This window comes from Sporosarcina trichiuri (genome assembly GCF_030406775.1).
GTDB lineage: Bacteria > Bacillota > Bacilli > Bacillales_A > Planococcaceae > Sporosarcina > Sporosarcina trichiuri.
The window spans coordinates 1-18,218 of record NZ_CP129119.1 but is presented as its reverse complement, the minus strand read 5'-3'; the positions used below and the strand labels follow the sequence as shown (position 1 = coordinate 18,218).

Annotated in this window: 23 protein-coding genes and 1 pseudogene; all 24 read right to left on the bottom strand. The window is 56.1% G+C overall.

All coding sequences use genetic code 11. The features are described 5' to 3' along the window. Positions 1 to 18 precede the first annotated feature (18 nt). Positions 19 to 381, bottom strand: coding sequence for a hypothetical protein (locus QWT68_RS00120; protein ID WP_290148914.1), 363 nt, complete (start codon positions 379 to 381; stop codon positions 19 to 21). Positions 382 to 387: 6 nt separating this feature from the next. Beyond that, a pseudogene (locus QWT68_RS00115) lies at positions 388 to 1,771 on the bottom strand (SNF2-related protein). Further along, complete coding sequence (locus QWT68_RS00110) at positions 1,755 to 2,051, bottom strand: VRR-NUC domain-containing protein (RefSeq protein WP_290148913.1); 297 nt, start codon at positions 2,049 to 2,051, stop codon at positions 1,755 to 1,757. The pseudogene QWT68_RS00115 and the gene QWT68_RS00110 overlap by 17 nt, the downstream one beginning before the upstream one ends. Positions 2,052 to 2,396: 345 nt before the next feature. Continuing rightward, on the bottom strand, positions 2,397 to 4,892 hold the full coding sequence (locus tag QWT68_RS00105; protein WP_290148911.1) for a virulence-associated E family protein: 2,496 nt from the start codon (positions 4,890 to 4,892) through the stop codon (positions 2,397 to 2,399). A gap of 22 nt (positions 4,893 to 4,914) precedes the next feature. Further along, on the bottom strand, positions 4,915 to 5,232 hold the full coding sequence (locus QWT68_RS00100; RefSeq protein WP_290148910.1) for a nucleoside triphosphate pyrophosphohydrolase family protein: 318 nt from the start codon (positions 5,230 to 5,232) through the stop codon (positions 4,915 to 4,917). Positions 5,233 to 5,245: 13 nt separating this feature from the next. After that, positions 5,246 to 5,866, bottom strand: coding sequence for a hypothetical protein (locus tag QWT68_RS00095; RefSeq protein ID WP_290148909.1), 621 nt, complete (start codon positions 5,864 to 5,866; stop codon positions 5,246 to 5,248). Then, on the bottom strand, positions 5,811 to 6,248 hold the full coding sequence (locus QWT68_RS00090; protein WP_290148907.1) for a hypothetical protein: 438 nt from the start codon (positions 6,246 to 6,248) through the stop codon (positions 5,811 to 5,813). The genes QWT68_RS00095 and QWT68_RS00090 overlap by 56 nt, the downstream gene beginning before the upstream one ends. A gap of 90 nt (positions 6,249 to 6,338) precedes the next feature. After that, positions 6,339 to 6,992, bottom strand: a complete 654-nt coding sequence (locus QWT68_RS00085) for a hypothetical protein (protein WP_290148906.1) — start codon at positions 6,990 to 6,992, stop codon at positions 6,339 to 6,341. Between the two features lie 15 nt (positions 6,993 to 7,007). Next, a complete protein-coding gene (locus tag QWT68_RS00080; protein ID WP_290148905.1) occupies positions 7,008 to 7,304 on the bottom strand; it encodes a hypothetical protein in 297 nt (98 codons plus the stop codon). After that, a complete protein-coding gene (locus QWT68_RS00075) occupies positions 7,304 to 8,017 on the bottom strand; it encodes an N-6 DNA methylase (RefSeq protein ID WP_290148902.1) in 714 nt (237 codons plus the stop codon). The genes QWT68_RS00080 and QWT68_RS00075 overlap by 1 nt, the downstream gene beginning before the upstream one ends. Then, positions 8,014 to 8,424 (bottom strand): hypothetical protein, encoded by a 411-nt coding sequence (locus QWT68_RS00070; protein ID WP_290148901.1) that lies wholly within the window; start codon positions 8,422 to 8,424, stop codon positions 8,014 to 8,016. The genes QWT68_RS00075 and QWT68_RS00070 overlap by 4 nt, the downstream gene beginning before the upstream one ends. A 1-nt stretch (position 8,425) precedes the next feature. After that, positions 8,426 to 9,304: a hypothetical protein gene (locus QWT68_RS00065; protein WP_290148899.1), complete on the bottom strand. Its 879-nt coding sequence runs from the start codon at positions 9,302 to 9,304 to the stop codon at positions 8,426 to 8,428. After that, complete coding sequence (thyX, locus tag QWT68_RS00060) at positions 9,301 to 9,984, bottom strand: FAD-dependent thymidylate synthase (RefSeq protein WP_290148898.1); 684 nt, start codon at positions 9,982 to 9,984, stop codon at positions 9,301 to 9,303. The genes QWT68_RS00065 and thyX overlap by 4 nt, the downstream gene beginning before the upstream one ends. Then, positions 9,981 to 10,652 (bottom strand): sigma-70 family RNA polymerase sigma factor, encoded by a 672-nt coding sequence (locus QWT68_RS00055; RefSeq protein ID WP_290148897.1) that lies wholly within the window; start codon positions 10,650 to 10,652, stop codon positions 9,981 to 9,983. The genes thyX and QWT68_RS00055 overlap by 4 nt, the downstream gene beginning before the upstream one ends. After that, complete coding sequence (locus QWT68_RS00050; RefSeq protein WP_290148896.1) at positions 10,637 to 10,891, bottom strand: hypothetical protein; 255 nt, start codon at positions 10,889 to 10,891, stop codon at positions 10,637 to 10,639. The genes QWT68_RS00055 and QWT68_RS00050 overlap by 16 nt, the downstream gene beginning before the upstream one ends. 4 nt (positions 10,892 to 10,895) lie before the next feature. Then, positions 10,896 to 11,807 carry a DUF6273 domain-containing protein gene (locus tag QWT68_RS00045; protein ID WP_290148895.1) on the bottom strand — a complete coding sequence of 304 codons (912 nt, stop codon included), beginning with the start codon at positions 11,805 to 11,807 and terminating at the stop codon, positions 10,896 to 10,898. Positions 11,808 to 11,823: 16 nt separating this feature from the next. After that, positions 11,824 to 12,051 carry a hypothetical protein gene (locus tag QWT68_RS00040; protein ID WP_290148893.1) on the bottom strand — a complete coding sequence of 76 codons (228 nt, stop codon included), beginning with the start codon at positions 12,049 to 12,051 and terminating at the stop codon, positions 11,824 to 11,826. Positions 12,052 to 12,258: 207 nt separating this feature from the next. Continuing rightward, positions 12,259 to 14,214 (bottom strand): DNA polymerase, encoded by a 1,956-nt coding sequence (locus QWT68_RS00035; RefSeq protein ID WP_290148891.1) that lies wholly within the window; start codon positions 14,212 to 14,214, stop codon positions 12,259 to 12,261. Beyond that, on the bottom strand, positions 14,193 to 14,726 hold the full coding sequence (locus tag QWT68_RS00030) for an HNH endonuclease (RefSeq protein ID WP_290148889.1): 534 nt from the start codon (positions 14,724 to 14,726) through the stop codon (positions 14,193 to 14,195). The genes QWT68_RS00035 and QWT68_RS00030 overlap by 22 nt, the downstream gene beginning before the upstream one ends. A gap of 57 nt (positions 14,727 to 14,783) precedes the next feature. Beyond that, positions 14,784 to 15,359: a DUF2815 family protein gene (locus QWT68_RS00025; RefSeq protein WP_290148888.1), complete on the bottom strand. Its 576-nt coding sequence runs from the start codon at positions 15,357 to 15,359 to the stop codon at positions 14,784 to 14,786. Between the two features lie 65 nt (positions 15,360 to 15,424). Beyond that, positions 15,425 to 16,615, bottom strand: a complete 1,191-nt coding sequence (locus QWT68_RS00020) for a DUF2800 domain-containing protein (protein ID WP_290148886.1) — start codon at positions 16,613 to 16,615, stop codon at positions 15,425 to 15,427. Beyond that, positions 16,612 to 17,046, bottom strand: coding sequence for a hypothetical protein (locus QWT68_RS00015; RefSeq protein WP_290148885.1), 435 nt, complete (start codon positions 17,044 to 17,046; stop codon positions 16,612 to 16,614). Before QWT68_RS00015 ends, QWT68_RS00020 begins: the two co-directional genes overlap by 4 nt. A 464-nt stretch (positions 17,047 to 17,510) precedes the next feature. After that, entirely contained in the window at positions 17,511 to 17,732 is a 222-nt protein-coding gene (locus QWT68_RS00010) for a hypothetical protein (RefSeq protein WP_290148883.1), read from the bottom strand. Positions 17,733 to 17,814: 82 nt separating this feature from the next. Then, positions 17,815 to 17,997 carry a hypothetical protein gene (locus QWT68_RS00005; RefSeq protein WP_290148881.1) on the bottom strand — a complete coding sequence of 61 codons (183 nt, stop codon included), beginning with the start codon at positions 17,995 to 17,997 and terminating at the stop codon, positions 17,815 to 17,817. Between the last annotated feature and the right edge of the window lie 221 nt (positions 17,998 to 18,218).

Genomic DNA, 18,218 nt, shown 5'->3' with positions numbered 1-18,218 from the left:
ACAAAAAGTATACTCTTTTCAAATACGCGCAGAGACCTTCTTGATCCAGGCCAGGGAGTACCCCATTTCCTCCGCGATGACCTCCAGCCGTTTGTTTTCGACGAAGCGTTTGTACGCCACTCGGTACTCGATCGACTGGAACTCCCCCAGCTTGTGCTCGATATGCTTCCGGTGCTCCTCGCGCTGATCCAGCTCCTCCGACAGCTCCTCAATCCGTTCGGCCAGCCTGTCCAGTTTCTGTGCAGCGATATCCATCCGCACCCGGCTACCGAGACGCCCTTCAAAGTCCCACTCCATCCGTTCAGCTTCCGCTTGCTTGATCAGGATTTCCAACAGTTCGATTTCATGCAGTAAATCCTTGTAGTGTTTATATGGCAGCACCCACAGTCACCCTTTCGCTTGTTCGATTCTCGCTTTGACAGCTTCCAGCAAGGCGTCTTGCCCCTGCTCTTTGTCCTGCAGCACTCGCAGTACCTGTTCGTCCGCACTATCGGCGGCCAGGATGTGATGCACGATGACACTCTCGGTCTGCCCTTGCCGATCCAGTCTGGCATTCGCCTGCTGATATAGCTCTAGGCTCCAGGTCAATCCGAACCACACGATCAGGTGTCCGCCGTCCTGCAGGTTGAGCCCGTGCCCTGCACTCGCCGGGTGGCAGCACAGCAGCGGGATCGCTCCCGCGTTCCAACGACTGATGCTGTCCGCCTGATCCAGCTCCTCGGCTTGTGGGAACCGGGCTTTGATCCGATCCCGGTCATGCTTGTAAGAGTAGAACAGCAGGATCGGCTGTCCCTGACTTTCCTCGATGATGTCGTCCAGGGCGTCCAGCTTCCGGTCATGGACGCGGACGGTGTTGCCCTCATCGTCATACACTTCGCCGTTTGCCAGTTGCAGCAATTTCCCCATGACGGCTGCCGCATTGTTCGCGATGACGTCCTGCCCATCAAACTCCAGGAGCTTGTCACGCTCAAGGCGGGTATACAGCTCGCGCTCTTTCGGCGACAGCTGGACGCGGACAATGTTGTCGACCCGTTCCGGCAGCTGCAGGTAATCTTTCGCTTTCATGCTGAGGCAGATATCCCCGATCCGTTCATGGATGGCGTCCTCCGCTCCCGCTTTCAGGTCCCACGTGTAGACGATGTGTTTGGATGGATCCCGGCGGCCGGGGTTGAAGTACCGGTCACGATAGCTGGTGATGGTCTTGCCGAGACGCTCCCCGCGGTCCAGCAGGTACAGCTGCGGCCATAGATCGATCAGACTGTTCGGCGCTGGTGTCCCGGTCAGGCCGACGATGCGCTCGATGAACGGCCTTACCTTCCGCAACTGCTTGAACCGTTTCGCACTCGGGCTCTTGAAGCTAGACAGCTCATCGATCACGACCATATCAAACGGCCAGTTCTTTCCAAGATACTGGACGAGCCAGTCGACGTTCTCGCGGTTGATGACGTACAGATCGGCTGAAGCTTCCAGGGCAGCTATGCGTGTCTTTTTGCCGCCCAGCACTTTCGAGATCCGCAAGTACTGGGTATGGTCCCACTTCTCGGTCTCCCGGCTCCACGTATCCTCGGCCACTCGTTTCGGCGCGATGATCAGCACCTTATGTATGGCGAAGTGGTTGTGCAGCAGTTCGGTGACGGCTGTCAAGGTTGTGACTGTTTTCCCCAAGCTACAAGCCCATGTCTAAAAACAAACCAGCGGCAGGGCTGTCAATGATCTTCTGTATGGCGTGCTCTTGGTAAGCATGCGGAATGTATTTAGTCATAGGCTGCATCACCTCCCCGGATCGTGTGTCGAACTCGTGCCACACTCTCCACAGAATCGACGACGGCGACGCGGAAGCCCAACTGTTCCAGCTGCTCTTTCCGTTTCAGCTGCAGCGGCCGGAGTTTCTGCCCGGGACGTTTCAGTTCGGCGAAAAAGAAAACACCGTCCGGCAGCAGGACGATCCGGTCCGGAACGCCGGCCATGTTCGGGCTCGTAAATTTCAACGCAAGACCGCCCTCGGCTTTCACCATTTCCACGAACTTTCTTTCCAGTTCTTTTTCCAGCAAGTCACTCACTCCTTCTTCACCAAAAATACAACGTCAACAATGTCAACGATTTTTAGCGGTTTCTCATCTCTCAACCGGAAATAAGAGAATAAGGGGGTATTCCTCGCGCGCATGTGCGCATATTCTCTTATTTTCTTACTTTCATACTACTTTAGAGAATATATTGTTGACATTGTTGACGGTAGGGGCTGGGCCCTACAGCCACAAGGGCTGAAGGCGTCAACAATAGGTGTCAACAATACGAAAAAGTTTGTTGACATGGTTGACGCTCGACGTTTTTCCGGCCAGCAGCGTCAACAATGTCAACAAAGTCTGTTGACGGTAAAACGGACTTTGTTGACGCTCTTATTCCAGAAATTCCAAACCATTTACTTCCTCTAATTCCATTTCAGCTGCCCGGATATAGGCTCGTTGCGTCCCGATTTCCGGCCCGAATCGAAGGGTTCTGGACTTGCTGTCGTGCTCCGTCCATCCCGGCATCCGACGTAAAATCGAGTTGATTTCCCGCCGATCCATCATCGGGAACTTGTTCGCAGAACCATTAAACAGCTCGATCCAGATCTCCAGTGCGCAGACGCGAGACCTCGGCACCAGCAGTTCATCCTCCGGATTCTCACCGAACTCGTCTGCGAAAAATCGTTTGCGGTCGCCCATCTCCATGCTGTCGAAGTTACCCGGAACCGGCCTCTCCAAATGCTCTTGTATCGGTCCAAACAGCGGTGATTCCTCGCTGTGGCCCTTCTGAATCTCCCACATTTCCTCTTCTAATGCCTGTGGCAGATACAACGCTTCTCCTGCGCGATACCGCTCCACCGCTTCCGCCCACAGCTGCCCGATCTCCACTTTCGTCAGGCTGTGCCAGTCTTGCGCTACCTTCCGCTTGCCGACAGGCATGACCCAGAACCGGCGGTTGCCGGTGGCATCCCGCAAGAATTCCACGTCATTTGTCGTGCCGATAAAGATGCACTGGCGCGGGAAGTCGGTCACATGGCGCCCGTAGGCCACCCGGAACCGGTCGACCCGTTTCGTGAGGAAATGTTTGATCGATTCCACGTCCGCTTTCCGCGTCGCGGATAGTTCCCCCATCTCCACGATCCAGGCACCCTGCAGCTGTTCGTAGGCTTCTTTCCCGGTGACTGATGTCAAGCTATCGCTGAACCAATCGCCGCCGAGACGGCCCCACAGGCTACTCTTTCCGATGCCTTGCGGCCCGACCAGGGTCAGCATGTAGTCCATCTTGCAGCCGGGGTTGAAGACACGGGCGACTGCGGCTGTCAGCGTCTTCCGGGTGACGACCCGGTTCAGCTCTGTGTCTTCGGCGCCCAGCGTGTTGATCAGCAGGGTATCGAGCCGTTCGACACCGTCCCAGGTCAGTCCCTCCAAGTACTGCCGCACGGGGTGGAACGCATGCGAGTGGAACACTTGCGCCAGGGCATCCTGCGTCTTCAAGACACTGGACAGGTCGTATACCTGCTCCAGGTAGTTCCGCAAGCCCGACTCGTCGTAATCGTTGAAGAAGTCGTTCGCCCCTGTCGTCTTGCGCCAAGGGAGATCACCGAGGATCAGTGTCCGCTGCGCGAACTCGTCAAGGGCGAACTTGCCGCGCAGATGCGGGTCGTGCTCGAGGATCAGCATCAGGTTGGTCCGGCTCTCGACAAACCCGCCGTCCTTCTTAATGGACAGACGCTGGATCCAGTTCTCATCATCCTCCGGTGCGGCAGTTCCTTCTATAGAAGACTCGTCTGCGAAGTCGGCTTCTGCGTCCGCGAGCCGCTCCCGGACGAGGGTCTTTTTCACTTCCGAATCCTCTTGGGCGAACTTCGACATGGCGAGGGTCGACGGCATCCGACTGATCGGGGTCCCTTCCTTCGCGTCCTCGTCGAGGGCGCCGTACAGGTGGATCCGCACCAGGTCGAAGGCGTTGACCAGCAGGCCGCTGGTTGGGTCTGTGCCATGGTGGCTGTAGGCGAACAGGCCGTCATCGTAGAGGACGAGTCCGCCGGCGGTGCTCCCTTCGTTGTAGGTGTAGCGGCCTTCGGAGTGCGGGCTGTACTGGTCCTGCAGGTAGTTGTCGATGGCGTCTTCGATGGTGTACGTGCGGCAGAACGCGCCAACCATGCCGGGCTTGTCCGTCGGATCCCCCTGCCGGTCGGCCATCTTCCGCTGCACCTTCTGCTGCCGGCTCGACGTCGGCCACTCGAGCGGGTCACGCCAGTCGACGTAGCGGGCGAGAACCTCGTCTGGGTCGAGCCAGGCGGAGTCCTGCACCTCGAAAAGGTACTCAGCGTCCGTCGCCGTTGACGGCCAGTACATAAGCCGGTGCGGCTGGTAGGTGGTGTCGTCGAACATGTCGATGCCGAGGTCTGCGGCGATCCGCTTCGAGACGGCGACGTACTCCTCCGGCGTGACGGAGCGGGACAGCGGGATCAGCAGACGCATCTTCTGCCTGTCCGGCTGGTGCGAGTGGGTGGAGTAGACCGCGCAGGCGTTGTCGAACAACATCTCGACCGTGCCCCAGAAGTCGCCTTTGACGAAGTCGGCATCCAGCGTGACAAGTTGACGCCAGCCGACCGCATCGGCCTTCCGGCGTCCGCCTTTGAGCGTTCCGCCGACGAAGCCGCCGACGTCCTTGATTTGCCCCTGTTCAGCTTTCGACAGGTTGCGATACTCCGCGTACGTCTCCGGCGTCCGGGTCGTCTGTGACAGCTTCCGCACCAGGTCGCTCCACTGCATGTCCGTGTTGCGCCAGGACGTCGAGTGCCGGCTGCTGGCCGTCGACAGCACCAGTGCGCCGTCGTGTTGGATATTCAGTTGTGGATTCCGGTCAATATTCTGCACCATACAGGTACCTCGCTTTCGACTGCTATTCCGTCCGTCCGATACTGCGTGTCTCACTGAAGCCGTCCGGGTACCGGTGCTGCAGCTTCTCGATGTTTCCTTCGGCGACCTCTTCCAAGGTAATTCCGAAGATGCGGGAGATCTGCGCCAGATACCACAGCACGTCTCCCAGCTCTTTCTTCAGCTCCTCCGACGAGGTGGTGTGCCCGTGAAAGAAACGCTTTTTGATCAGGTCGGCCACTTCTCCGGCTTCTCCGGCAATCCCGAGGGCGTAGTTCAGCTGCTCCAGGTCGTGTTCTTGCGCCGTTCGGGCGCTTTGTCGTTGATACTCATTCAGCTCCATAGCAGTTCCTCCTTCAGTCGTACACCCGGATGCCGAGAAGCACGGCTTCCAGGTTGCCGGCAGAGAGCCGGATCATCATTCGGTTCCGGTACTCCAGATTCACAGTTTCATAGTCTTCCGCAAACAGTTTGGCCGCGGCCAGCAGGCGGTCTCCCGCGACATGCTGCACGGGCCAGTCCTCCCAAGGTCTCTCCGCAAGAACGGTGTATCCGCTGATTTCTTCGGTCTTATGCGACAGCCGGAGAGCACCATCCACCCGCTGCAGATCGACACGGTAGAGCGCTTCTTTTGCAGCCTTTGCCCCCTGCACTGCTTTCCGCAGCGACGTGTGCAAATCCGCGGCCTGCTGCAGCTCTTTCGTGCTCACGGTGACCGCGCCCTCCATCTCCTGGTCGAAGAGCCGATTCAGTCGTTCCGGCAGTTTCGCTTCCACGTCCATCGGTTTGCCGTTCAGGTCTTCGACATAGCTGAAGCCGATTTCGGGCAGTCCACTGAGCCGGACAGCGAGGATGCCGTCTGACAGATAAGCGCGGCCTTCTCCGTTAAAGTTGATGCCTTGCGCGAACGAGGATAAATGATCAGGATTCACGATGGACTTGGCGTGTTTCCGTAAGAACGATTCCCAGTCTTTCAAGCAGATCCTCTCCTTCCGGCAATTTTACCGAGTCGAAGTGTTCCGACCAGTCGACGAGGGCGATCTTGCCGGTCGAGTGCGCCAGCACTAGCAAGCGCGGCACCTCAGGTCCTTCTTCGAAGTACGCGGTCAGCTCACCGGTCTTCGGCAGCTTCTTGCGGTACTGGTCAATCAGCGCACCATTGACCACGTGGCCGTTTTTGAAACGGACGGGCTTCACACTGACTCGGTACTTATCCACCCGGACCTGCTCCTGATAGATCAGGTCTTGGAGACGGGCGGCCTCCTTCTCATCTTTGTCTTTCCGTGCGGCCTTCTGTTTCTGTTTCAGGTCATCCAGCAACTCTTTTGTCTGTTGTTTCTTTTGAGCGATGGTCATCATCTGCGGTTCCTCCTTCAAGTAGGGTATCGATCTGGCGAATCAGGCGGTCGACGTCGGCAGCGGTCACGGGCTGCTGTTCCGTGAGCTGTTTCATGGCGTGTCCTCGATCAATTGAAGATCGAGAGTCACTTCAGCAGGAAAACCATCCAAAAATCCTTCTCGGATTTCGCTCTCCATGTGCTCTTTCAAACGGTCGACGATCGCTGCGTCCGAGAAGGCAGCTCTGATCAATTCTGCTTCTGCTTCCGTGGTCTCTTGACGGATTGTGATAATGGCCTGAGTTCTCATTCCGATTCTCCTTTTCAGGGCTTGTCGGGCACGTTCACTTGCTTCGGCAATGTGAATGATCCCCAAATTGCATTCCGCTATATCGTACAACGCTTCCCGCAGACGGACGTTTTCCCTTTGTTCATTTTCGAATAATATTTTTATAGCGATTATCTGATTCTCCAACTTTTGCGCTCGCTCGGCGTTCAGGTGCTTCCGATCATGTTGGTACTGGGCGTTCTGTCGCTCCTGTTTTAGTAAGTCCTCCAGGTCCTTTACCTGGTCCCGCAGACGGGCGTTTTTCCTATCCAATCCGACAGCTTTGTCATACATTGCGTTGTGTAATTCGTTTTCATCAGACAGGGCCTTGTCCAACTCCTGCGCTCGCTCGGTTTGCTGGATGAGCCAGTCGATATCTTCGGCACTCGCGAATTGCCTACATCGCTCCAACCGCTCCGCATTCGTTTCAGCTGTCATAAGAACCCTCCTCTGTCATAAGAACCCTCCTCTGTCATAAGAACCCTCCTCTGTCACAGGAGGCAGTCCCAGCAGCTCTCGCAGTTTGGCAGAATCACCGGCCAGCAGTTCGAGCAGTTCATCGTCCTGCAGTTTTGTTTCGATCAAAGTGTCTGTGCCAAGTCTAGCAGTCGTATCCATTGCCTCGCGGGCCTGTACATCTCGGCAGGCGACCAAATGAACCTTCCCTCGGTATACAGCTAATGTAGTGAACTGAATTTCTTTGTTGTCTACCTTTCGCGGATCTACCCCGCGCCGTCTCAAATTTCCCATTATTCCCCACTCCTTTTCTGCAGCGCCTGCATGGCGCCGGTTACGTGTGCCGGCCATTCGCCAGGTGTATCAATTTCTTCATATATCGCGCCATCTGCCCAGACGATGTCCAGGTGATCGGCAGTCGCCTGATTGACCGGCATGCGGTATAGGTTCGAAAACTGCAGGTGATCGTCGGCATCGTTCTGGACAAAATAGACAGCTTTCGTTTCTTTCGTGAGCACATCGCCGTGCACAATCACCGCATTCATTCCGCGCAGCATCGTGTTGAACAGCAGGAACGGCACTGCTCGGTCGCTCAATTCGTCCAGCCGGTACAGGTACATCGACGGACGGTAGCTGAACGGTGTGTGCTGACAGCGGTCTTCGTCCCACTTGCGGATCACGATGCCCCCGGAGCCGGCAGACGGCTCGTAGTAGTTTCCATCTTCACCGTCTGGATTGACGATTCGAGCCAGCAGCGTGCTGACGCTGTTTGGGGTAAAGTCCTGCCCGTACTTTTTCCGCTGGGCGTGTTCTTCCTGGAAATATTGGTGGAACCAGTCCACATCGACTTGGTACCGATGCAGTTCGAGCGTTTCGCGGAACAGGTTTTCCCGACGCTGTTTATCTTTGAGGATACGCCAGAGGGCATCCGGGGCTTTATAGCTGTCATTGATGCCGAGCAGCTGGTTCCATTCGTCGATGGACAGGTAGATCGGCGCGTCAGTCATTCCTGCTTATTCCGTTTCTGCATCAGTGATTCCGCATATGCCGCGGCATCAATCAATTCTTCTTGCAGGTGAAGCAGCCACTGGTCGTCCCGATACTGCTCCGGTCGCACGGTATGCCCGTATTTCTTCAGACCTTTTTCCGTCTGCTTGGCGAGCTTGCGGTGCACTTCCGCGAGAACGGGGTTTTCGTAAGTCTTTTCGAACGCCTCAATACGGAGATCCCGGCGCTCCAGCTGGCTTTCAAAGCGCTCCATCTGCCACTCGCTCCGTGTTTCGTGCTGAAGAGCCTCATGCTGCAGTTCACTCACTTTTGCCTGCAGGTTTCCAATCTTCGTCATATACAGGGCAGACGTAACAATCAGGGTTACGCTGAGGGCAACCATCAGACCCATCATCATCATGGTCATCTCACTGCACCTCGCTTTGCTGTTCGACGTGCGCGACGCAGCGCTTCATCAACCAGTGGTTGATCTGCTCCGTCTCTTCTAGGCTGTTCTGCCGCTGCAGGAGCCGGTCATAGGCAGTCTGCTGGTTGCGGTAGTCGACCTCCAATTGCAGATAGTCAGCTTCCGTCGCTTTCAAGGCTTCGATGCGGTGATGCGCGGCCTGAAGTTCCTGCGTCAGCTCCACAATCGCCTGGTCAGCTTTCTCGCTGTCAGTGTTCCGATCGGACAGCTCCTTCTCGAGACTAGCAATCCGCTGCCGCAGGTCAGCGACGAGATCTGCATCAGGAGCCTCTGGCTTGGTTCGATACAGCTTATTGTTCTCGGCAGCCAGCTCTGCGTTCTTCTCGTTGACTCGGGCGATCTTGCCGTTCAGACTTTCATTCAGCGTCGCCAGACGGGCGATCTCCTTATCTTTGGTTTCGCACATCTTTTCATAGTTGATCGTTACTTCACTGACCGGTGTCAGCACGTCTTTCTCACGGAGGGACGGATTCTCAATCTCTGGAACTTCCTCAACGTCAGGCGACGGTGCCGGAGTGTCAAACTTCTCCTTGAGACGGGAGAGACTGTCTTTCAGGTCATTGTCTGCCGGCAGCTTCTTCTCTTCTGCAGGTGCAGCAGATGGACCGTCCAACAGGCCGACAGCCTTTTTCCAGTTGTTCAGCTTCGTCGCGTACAGGCCGAACTGCTCGATGATCTTGCCGTCCGTTACCTTATTCGCTTTCAGATTTTCATATTTTTCCTTCGTCAGACCTGCGGCTTCGACAGACGCAATCAGGGCTTTTCGTTTCTTCCGCTGTTCGTAGACGTCTTTCATCATTGTTTTCTGTTCAGTCGTCATCGCTGATCCCTCCACGCTTGATAGACTTCCGGAAACTCCCGGGTGACATACTGTTCCACAGCTTCGGCGTACAGCTGGATCTCTTTCTGCGCGTCATGCTCCAGACGCTGATCCAGGAAGTGCAGCACCGCTTGCAGGCTGGCTGTCCAATACCACCGGACATACATGCCATACGCAGGCAAGAAGAGCCGGGCTTGCTCCGGGGCGACGCCGTCCTCCAGCGCCATGCGGTAAAGCTCCATCGAGCTGTCGATATGGCGCAGTAGATTGTCGGTCAAGCTGATGCCGAGGATCGTATCGACCGGTCCGGCGCTGCCCTGCTTACTGTTTGCCGGTTTACCGCGCCACTCATGGGAGCCGGGGATGTAGAAGTGTTCATCTTCGCTGAGGTAGCGTCTTGATGACTCATTCCAGCTGTCCATCGTATGGTCGCTGCCGACCACGTACTTCCACCACTGCCGAGCGACCATTAGCGGGGCGTATATCTCAAACGTCATCATGGCGTGTCGGAGCGGGCTGGTATGCCCTTCCCGTATTAAGAATCGGATCAACCCTTTGTCCTTCTCTGTCAGTTCCTCTGATTTCTTGTCGTAGGACACGCGTGCACTATTCACGATCGTCAAATCGCTGCCCATCTTGTTTTCCAGACGGACGTACCCTCTATCCAATACCTGTATCATTCCATCGCCTCCTGATTTCGTTTCACTTTGCGCCGGATGCCTTGCACCAACTGGCCGACGCGGGATTTCGTAATGCCGTATTCCGCGGCGATATCCTCATATATCTGACCGGCCATCAGCCGTTGTACGATGAGTTTTTCACGGTCGTTGAGCCCTTCCGTGTAGCTGTCCATCAGCAGCATGCTGTAATCATCCAGTACGCCCGCTCTACCGTGACCGTCCAGCTCGCCTTCGTCGTCCACCGTCTTATCCAGACTGGCTGTGCTCTGCCGATGGTCGAAGTACAGACGGGCGTTACGGACAGCAACCGGGGTAATTCGGAGACGCTCCGCGATGTCTTCGTCGGGCAATGCCCATAAGTTGTCGCGTTCGATGCGCCAGGCGTTGCGGACAACCTGGACAGGTACGTGGATCACCCGTTCCAGGTCAAACGTCCGCTGCATATACCCGCAGATGTAATCCGTCGCATAAGTGATGAATTTGATACCTTGCTCGTGGTCGAACCTTTCAAACGCACGAAGCAGTCCGAGATACCCGACCTGCACCAGGTCTTCCCGGAAGTGCAGGTCCCGTTTGGCGTAACGGATGGCGTGTTTGTACACCAGCCGCTTATACTGTTCGACGAGAGTTTCCGGCGTGTGCCACTCCCCGTCTATGAGCTTCTGCATGTTTCTTTCAACCTCCCGGACATCACCGCGCAGTAAGTGGTGCTGCCGGTCGACTCTCGCTGGCGATGGTATTCACCGAACCCGTCTTTGTACCCGCAATTAGTCATCTGACTGCGTTCGGTTTCGATGTTGTAGAACTTGAGCGGGCGGAAGCCGCGGCGGATATGTTCGTGCACCCGCCGATGCAGCTGTTTCCGATCACTGTCCGTCAGCGTGAATGTGTGAGTCGGCTTTGCCATGAATTCACACCCACACCAGATCATAGACGCCGTGTTCATCTGGTTCCGCAGTTACCCGGAGAGCGGATTTCAGATTCAAAGCGGGGCGGACACCATAGTTCCCGATGAAGGCGTAGATGCCGCTCAACGTGCCACCCGAGTAGACGCTACGCGAGCCGTACGAACTCGCGGCGTTCGGGGTGCGGAGCCACCACCAGTCCGGTTCATCCGTCTCCCCTTCATCGTCCAACTCGACACACGTTTCGGTCGGGTAGGCTTTCCGGGAATCATTGTCGGTGAACAGCTGCATCGGTTTCCCTTCCTGCAACCCGACTTCTTCGGCGGAAAGGAGGAATACGTCTCCAGATTCGATCTGTAGTCTTTGGGAAACACTCGTCAGGAAGCCCGCTTCGTCTGCATATGGGCGTCTGCTGACGTTCTCTTCTGTCGGCGGCGCGTCATGGGCGTGTTGCGGCGAGAACCAGTTCGGCCCGACGCTGTTGAGCCACTGCAGCAGATTGCTGTCGTTGTAGTCATTGTTGCCGTAGCGCGATCGGTACTCATCCGGATTGTCCGGCTCTGCTGCGTCAAACGCTTTGAAGGCTAGGATATTCTTTGCCAGTAACGTGGTTTCTCCTTGGCGGTAGTAACCATGATCGGCGGTCTGCCAGAGGATGACTTCGCCGCGGTAGCTGGAGTGTCGATCCCGAACAATGGCGCCGACCGGTAGGTTCCCGAGAGCTTGTGTTTGCGTCAGCGGGTCCGGCTGCTGCCGGCGGATCACTTCCGCAAGTGCCTCGGTCATCAGCTGCAGCAGGTCTTCGGTCGACTGTTCTTCAAGTGACGGGGGTGGCGCAGAGACGGCAGCCGCGGCTTGTGCCGTGGCGACCATCGCTTCCTGGAGTTTCTGTAGGGCGTTCTGTATCGATTCAGTCATGTGTAGTTCCTCCTTTTTATTCGAAAATGGGGCGGGTCTTGACGATCTCCATCGCCTGTTCTTCGGAAAACCCTTCCTGCATGAGGGCGTCCTTTTTGGCTTTGAGCATCTTTGCGTGTAAGGCGAATACCTGAATCTGTTCGGGTATGATGCTAGTGATGTACTGGATTGCGTTTTGCACTTCGGCTTTGTCCTGCTGGAGCTTATCGGCTTTGGTGTCGACCAAACTGATGGGTGGTTTCAATAAGGATCCCTCCTTTGACTTGCTGGTAACTTTCATGCCGTTTCAGGGAGTGCGCAGTTTCTTCGGGATGTGTATCAACACTCGCAATCCTGAAGCAACTCTCCGCATTCGTCGCACCATATTTCATCGCAATCACAGTCTGTTGTTCCACATATATCGCACACAAATAGCATGATATTCACTCCTTCGCATCTTCTGTCGACTACGTCAGTCCTTCTCCTTCATATAGAACTCGGTCTCGAACCCGTCAGCGTTGAGTGGCAGGCCAGGCGCCCAGGAGATGGGCTGTGCCATGATCTCCTCTACCTCGGCCAGGCTTCCAAAGCCGTACGGTGTGTCGGTGACCAGTTCATCGTGGACGTGCATGACAATCTCATAGCCGGCCGCTTCCACGTTCATCATGGAGACGGCCAGGCAGTCCCGAGCCGTGGCCTGGACGATGTTCTCGACCAGTTTCCCGCCGAACGTCTCAACCTTCCCCCACTTGCGGTTGAAGTCGAGACCGTCAAAGACGAGAGCCGGCTGCCCGAATCTGCCTTCTTCAATCCGCGGTCGCACATAAGCGAGACGGCGACCGGACGGAAGGACGATGTACAAGATGCCTTTCCGGTAATCGAACGTGAGCTTGTGCGTGGAGACCGCTGTGCGGCCTTCCACCGCTTCGATGGCTGCTGAGTTACAGGCGTGCCAGAACCGAACGATGTTCGGGTTGGCGCCGCGCCAGGCATCTACTAGTCCTTGCAGCTCTCCTTCTTCCAAACCCATGTCGAGGGCACCCATCGCTTTCAGAGCACCGGTTCCTCCGGCATAGCCGAGGGCCAGTTCCGCGACTTTCCCGCGCTGCCGGAGATCGCTGCCTTTCCCGATGTTCTCGATCGGTACGTTGAACATGGCCGACGCAGACGCTTCATAGATTTTGCCGTGCGTCTCGAAGACGTTCAGGCGCCACTGCTCCCCGGCAAACCAGGCAATGACTCGCGCTTCAATCGCCGAGAAGTCGGAAACGATGAGCCGGTTACCAGGTGACGCGACGAGCGCTGTACGGACCAGTTGAGACAGGATGTCGTTTGGACTCTCATCGAACAGCAGCGGGATGGCGTCGAACTGGCCGGACTTGACCACCCGGCTCGCGTTCTCAATGTCTTTCATGTAGTTCTTCGTCAGGTTCTGCACCTGGACGATCCGACCTGCCCAGCGACCGGTGCGGCCGGCTCCGTAGAACTGCAGCAACCCTTTGATGCGGCCGTCTGAACAGACGGAACGCTGCATGGCCTTGTACTTCGAGACGGACGCTTTCGACAGCTGCCGACGGTTGGTCAGAACCTGCTTGACGTCTCCGTCCGGAAGTGTCGCCAGCAGGTCGTCCACGGTGTCTGCTTGCAGGTTCGGCAGCGGATGCCCTTGCTCTTCCAACCAGCCACTGAGCTGAGCGGTGCTGTTCGGGTTCTGCAGTCCTGTAATTTGTTTCGACTGCTGCTTCAAGGCAGACGCGACCTTTTCATTGCAGGCAATCGCCTGTTCCATCAGCTGCAGATCCACTCGGACGCCGCGGTCGTTGATACGCTGATCGAGCGACCAGAGAGCCTGTTCTTCCGGGCTCACGTCCAGCGCCGGGTCGATCTTCTTGCGGATCTCCATCTCCACTTCCACGTCGCGGCGGTTGTACTCGATGTACTGCTGCCACTTCTCCGGGTCGTGCTCCGGCAGGTTCCGAGTACGGCCGCCGTTGACTTGCGTCGGCTTGCACGGAACGGAGAAGTACTTGATGAGCGCCTTACCGGCCGAGTCCTTCTGCACGTCCAGCTTGAGCGCTTGTGCAACGCCGTCCAGGAAGCCGGGAAGGCCGAGCCGAGAGGCATCCACCGCCGTACACTTCCACTGTTCCGGCGGCTGGCTGATGCCGTAGTGCCGGGCGATACAGGTCCGCTCGAAGTTTGCGTTGTAGGCGATCTTCTGGACAGCGGGATCGGTCAGCGCTGATAGGATCTCTGTCGGCAGCTGTTCGCCCTGTGCCAGGTCGACGACCTCCACGGGTCCACCGTCGACCGAATAGGCGAAGAGCAGGATCTCGAACGCCGGAGAGTCGGTATATGCATACACGCCGCACTTGATCAGGTCGACGTCGGAGTAGGTCTCAATATCTATTGAGAGGGTTTTAACCAACCGTAAAAGACCCCTTTCTTTATGTTGTAAATAGTCACGATGGATACTTCGAATGAAGCTGCTATGCTTTTCACTGCCTCTTCTGAAGCAAGCCTTCTTCTAATCTCTTGAACGTCTTCTGTACTGAGCTTCCTCCACCGTTTCCCTTGCCGGTAGACATCGAGAATATTTTCTGTTCGAGTTCCGTATTCGAGATTAGCGAGCCTGTTATCTTGTGGGTCTCCGTTCAAATGTCTAACTTCCATCCCTTCAGGACAGGGACCCTCGAATGCTAATAAAACTAATTGATGGACTGGCCTTCCGTGTGTCCGACGACCTAAAGGCAGAGATAGGTGCCCACACTTGGTGAAAACACCAGGAGTTAAGATTTTCCCTCGAGCAAGTCGTTTAAATTCCGTCCCATTTTTGGTCTCTCCTCGCACATACCTATCGAGACTTCTTACTCGTCCGAGATTACTTACTTGGTATTTGCCTTCATGCCCGGGGATGTCTTTCCACTCTTCCAGGGTCAACGTTATCAAGCTCCTCCTTTTGTGTATAAAAAAGAGGGCTGTCCAGCCCTCCTGCTATTAACCTAGGAAATCGTCATCTTCATCTTCGAACTCATCCGCGAAATCATCCTCCGCGGCTGCCTTACCAGCGAACGCTTCTCCGTCACGAGTCTTCATCAGGTTGTTCAGTCCCGCCGATACGCCGCGGTTGCCCTGTGCGTCATAGGCGAAGAAGTTCACGATCGCTTTGCCGTAGCAGCCAGAGTAGAAGTCGCTCTCGTCCGTGATCTCCACGAACTTGACGCCGCTGCCGGGTGCCGCTTTTTTGATGATGCCCGGCTTCGTCTTGCTGGAGCAGTTGAGGAACATGTGCCCCTTGTATGCCGGATCGTCTGGGCGCTCTTCGTCCCCATCCCGGAACGTCGTTTTCGGGTTCGCCGGGAACTTCTTGCCGTACTTCTCGACACCAGCCTGTTGAGCCGCCGCAATGCCTTGCTCGATCGCCTGAATGGTCTCTGTGTCCGTCTTCGGGATCAGGAGAGAAACGCTGTACTTCTCTTCTGTCGATCCAGGTGCTGCTTTCGGCTCGAACACCTGTGCATAAGACATGCGTACTTCGTTCGTTGTCACTTTCGTTCCGTTAATTTTCGCCATTTATAATTCCTCCAGTAGTTGGTTTATTGTAATTCGACCTACTTTTCCCTACCTTTTTCACAGTTTCATAGGTCGTCGCCGAAGTCTGCGGCAGCTGACGCGGCAGAACTGAGCTCCGGCCGTTTATCGTCCTCCGGGACGAGCGTCGGCTTGCCGGGCGGTTTCTCGATCAGGTCGCCCAGCAGGTCGCTGAACACGGTCTTACCGATCGACTTCTCGAGCTTGGTGATGGTCAACAGCTTCTTCTCGAGGAACGCGTCTTCTGAGACCCCGTTCTCGAGCAGCGTCTGTTCCACCGCATCCGTGTCGCTGTACTTCCGATTGCTCCGACCTTCGACCAGCTTGAAGCCGGGGAACTTGACGCCGTGTTTCTCGGCTTGCTCCAGTGCGTAGTCGGAGATATCCTTCGCCCACTTCTGCAGCTGATCGGCGACGGGCAGGATCTGAGCCACCTCCTCATGGGAGAGCGTGGCCGGTTCGGCAAAGTCGTGTTCTGCGAGTTTCAGGTTCTCTTCCGCACGGGCTCGGCAGACCGGGGCAATCTTGCACCAACGGCAATGGTCGCCGGGCACGAACTCGCCCTCGCCGTCCCAGGCCATCTGCGCTTTCGGCCGAACTTCCTCTTCGCCCCACCAAAGCAGTTCGTCGGCGGTCAGCGTCTCACTGGAGATACTGTCAAGCCGGGGCTGGACAATCGTCATCCGCACCGTGTCGATGTCATACAGTACGCTATAGCGGTCGTACGCACCCAGACCATACAGCCGCATCTGCGAGTTGTTTTCGGCACTGACCGGCACACCCTTGCCATACTTCAGGTCGACGACCTCCAGCTGACCGTCAGCGATGATAAGAACGTCTCCGGTGCCGAAGCCCTCCGGCACCCACTCGCTGAAATCGAGTCGCTGCTCGATCATGACCAGGGCGTCCGGCGTTGCGGCTCGTGCTTCATTCACCCGTTCCATCACGACATCGACATACGACTTCACATAGTCCTCCATGGCTTGCGAGTAGTGTTCGTTCTTCGCTTTGAACTTGTTGACACGGATGGAAAGCGCCCGCTTGCTGATCTCCCCGATTTCGTACTGCAGGAACAGCTCGGAGAGTTCATGCGCGGCCGTGCCCTCTTCCGCAAAGATGGACGTGCTGTCCGGTAAGTCTTTTTCCGCTGCAGCAGACGGCGTACACGCCATCCAGCGGGAGGATCCGGACGCACTCAGCTTGGCGTGTGCCCGCTCGGCATGATTGATCGCCGTCATGCGGATAACCCGATCGCATCCAGCAGCGTGCCGTAGTCTGCCGGATTGACGTCCGTCAGCTTCTTCACGCCGAGTGATTGGAGCGCGTCTTTCACTTTCACCTGATTCGCTTTATCGGCAGACGCGAACGCGGCCAGTTTCGTGCGGACGGTTTCCAGCGTCATGCCTGGCGCTTCAGCAGTAGCAGTTGCTTCCTTCTTTGGTTCTTCCTTCACCGGCTCCGGTGTTTCTAGTTTTGTCTCGGGAACAGGGTCAGGCTTCGGCTCTTCCTTCTTTGTAACGGCTGCCGGCTTCTTCGCGGCAGCCGGTGCCTTCTTTGTCGTTTCAGCTGCAGGCAGCGAGGTCGGGAGCGGATTGACTTCCAAGGCATTTGCCAGATTGTTGATCGCTTGCGCCAGCTCCGGCGCATCAATAGTGAGCGTGAAATTCATTTCTGTTTCCTCCTCATTTGTGGTATACTGCGGGAAAGATGTTTTACCTGAGCGCCCACTTTGCCGAGTGGGTGTTTTTAAGTTTCTGCCGCATATTGGGCAAAAGTTGATAGGTTTCTTCATGATGAATCCGTTATTCCGCCAAACCAAACCGTCTCCATCGATGTCTTTTGAGTAGACGCCTAGAAAATATTTTTTCTTGTTGTTTTTTTCTCGGTAGATTTTCAGTGCATTCCGCTTTATTTTTGGGATGGGGTGCCCTCTAAGAGGAAATGTCTGCACATAAAGCGGACGTCGACGTCCCCAAGCATCCTTTTCGGAATCGCAATACTCGCACACTGTTTAACAACCCTCCTTTCAAAGTAGTCCTCGTTTGACGAAGTGCTCCCGGAATGCCTGTATAAACTTCGTCCGCCGGTAATCTTTCTGCCGTTTCTGGAGCCAGCGCTTGCGGCGTTTCTTGTTCACACCGGCACCTCCTCATCGAGGACCTTCACCCAGACATGTCCGGCGTCGATCAGATGATCCAGTAAGCAGTCGTTGTCGCAGAATACATCCTCGTCGTGCAGCAGGACTTCCTCTTTCTCATACAGCTCTCCACCGCAACTGCCGCAGTGGGTCACCAGCCGTGCTTCTGCTTCTGGATAGCCCGTGCGGAGAGTTCGTTCCACGCTTTCATGTTCCACGGTCTCACCTCCAAAGGTATGGTACAGTCGGACTCAATGTCTTTCTCGCCGCAGACGGGGCAGCGCAAATCATGCAGTTGCTCTAAGCGGAGCGTCGCTTCTGTCCAGAACTGATGTCCAAGCGGACAACGGTGCCCGACTGCGGTCTGCATCGCGCTTCCTTCCTCTCTTCAAACTTGATGAACCACCAGCCCCAGTGGCCGATCATATAGATCCAGGGGAGCATCTTCAGCAGAACAATTAGCTTCTCCGGTCCTGTCAGCATAGCTGCAGCTCAATGTCTCGCAGTAGGGCATGTGGCCGTTCTGCGGGTTTCTCCCTATACGCCGAGCAAATATCCTGCTGGAGGATCTGCAGCCGCTCTTGCTTGCTGATGAACGGACTTCGGCTTGTCATGATCTCTGAGTACCGACGGTCAAAGAATTGTTGGACGATATCCGTAAAAGCTGTTTCAACTCCGAGTGTCGGCAGCGGTTGATGCCCCTT

Bases quoted from the DNA above. Each gene is read 5' to 3' on its own strand.
- thyX (WP_290148898.1), bottom strand. From the start codon at position 9,984: ATGATACAGGTATTGGATAGAGGGTACGTCCGTCTGGAAAACAAGATG.
- QWT68_RS00005 (WP_290148881.1), bottom strand. From the start codon at position 17,997: ATGCTGACAGGACCGGAGAAGCTAATTGTTCTGCTGAAGATGCTCCCC.
- QWT68_RS00100 (WP_290148910.1), bottom strand. From the start codon at position 5,232: ATGGAGCTGAATGAGTATCAACGACAAAGCGCCCGAACGGCGCAAGAA.
- QWT68_RS00055 (WP_290148897.1), bottom strand. From the start codon at position 10,652: ATGCAGAAGCTCATAGACGGGGAGTGGCACACGCCGGAAACTCTCGTC.
- QWT68_RS00075 (WP_290148902.1), bottom strand. From the start codon at position 8,017: ATGACTGACGCGCCGATCTACCTGTCCATCGACGAATGGAACCAGCTG.
- QWT68_RS00065 (WP_290148899.1), bottom strand. From the start codon at position 9,304: ATGACGACTGAACAGAAAACAATGATGAAAGACGTCTACGAACAGCGG.
- QWT68_RS00085 (WP_290148906.1), bottom strand. From the start codon at position 6,992: ATGACAGCTGAAACGAATGCGGAGCGGTTGGAGCGATGTAGGCAATTC.
- QWT68_RS00080 (WP_290148905.1), bottom strand. From the start codon at position 7,304: ATGGGAAATTTGAGACGGCGCGGGGTAGATCCGCGAAAGGTAGACAAC.
- QWT68_RS00025 (WP_290148888.1), bottom strand. From the start codon at position 15,359: ATGGCGAAAATTAACGGAACGAAAGTGACAACGAACGAAGTACGCATG.
- QWT68_RS00045 (WP_290148895.1), bottom strand. From the start codon at position 11,807: ATGACTGAATCGATACAGAACGCCCTACAGAAACTCCAGGAAGCGATG.
- QWT68_RS00105 (WP_290148911.1), bottom strand. From the start codon at position 4,892: ATGGTGCAGAATATTGACCGGAATCCACAACTGAATATCCAACACGAC.
- QWT68_RS00020 (WP_290148886.1), bottom strand. From the start codon at position 16,615: ATGACGGCGATCAATCATGCCGAGCGGGCACACGCCAAGCTGAGTGCG.
- QWT68_RS00070 (WP_290148901.1), bottom strand. From the start codon at position 8,424: ATGACCATGATGATGATGGGTCTGATGGTTGCCCTCAGCGTAACCCTG.
- QWT68_RS00090 (WP_290148907.1), bottom strand. From the start codon at position 6,248: ATGATGACCATCGCTCAAAAGAAACAACAGACAAAAGAGTTGCTGGAT.
- QWT68_RS00050 (WP_290148896.1), bottom strand. From the start codon at position 10,891: ATGGCAAAGCCGACTCACACATTCACGCTGACGGACAGTGATCGGAAA.
- QWT68_RS00015 (WP_290148885.1), bottom strand. From the start codon at position 17,046: ATGAATTTCACGCTCACTATTGATGCGCCGGAGCTGGCGCAAGCGATC.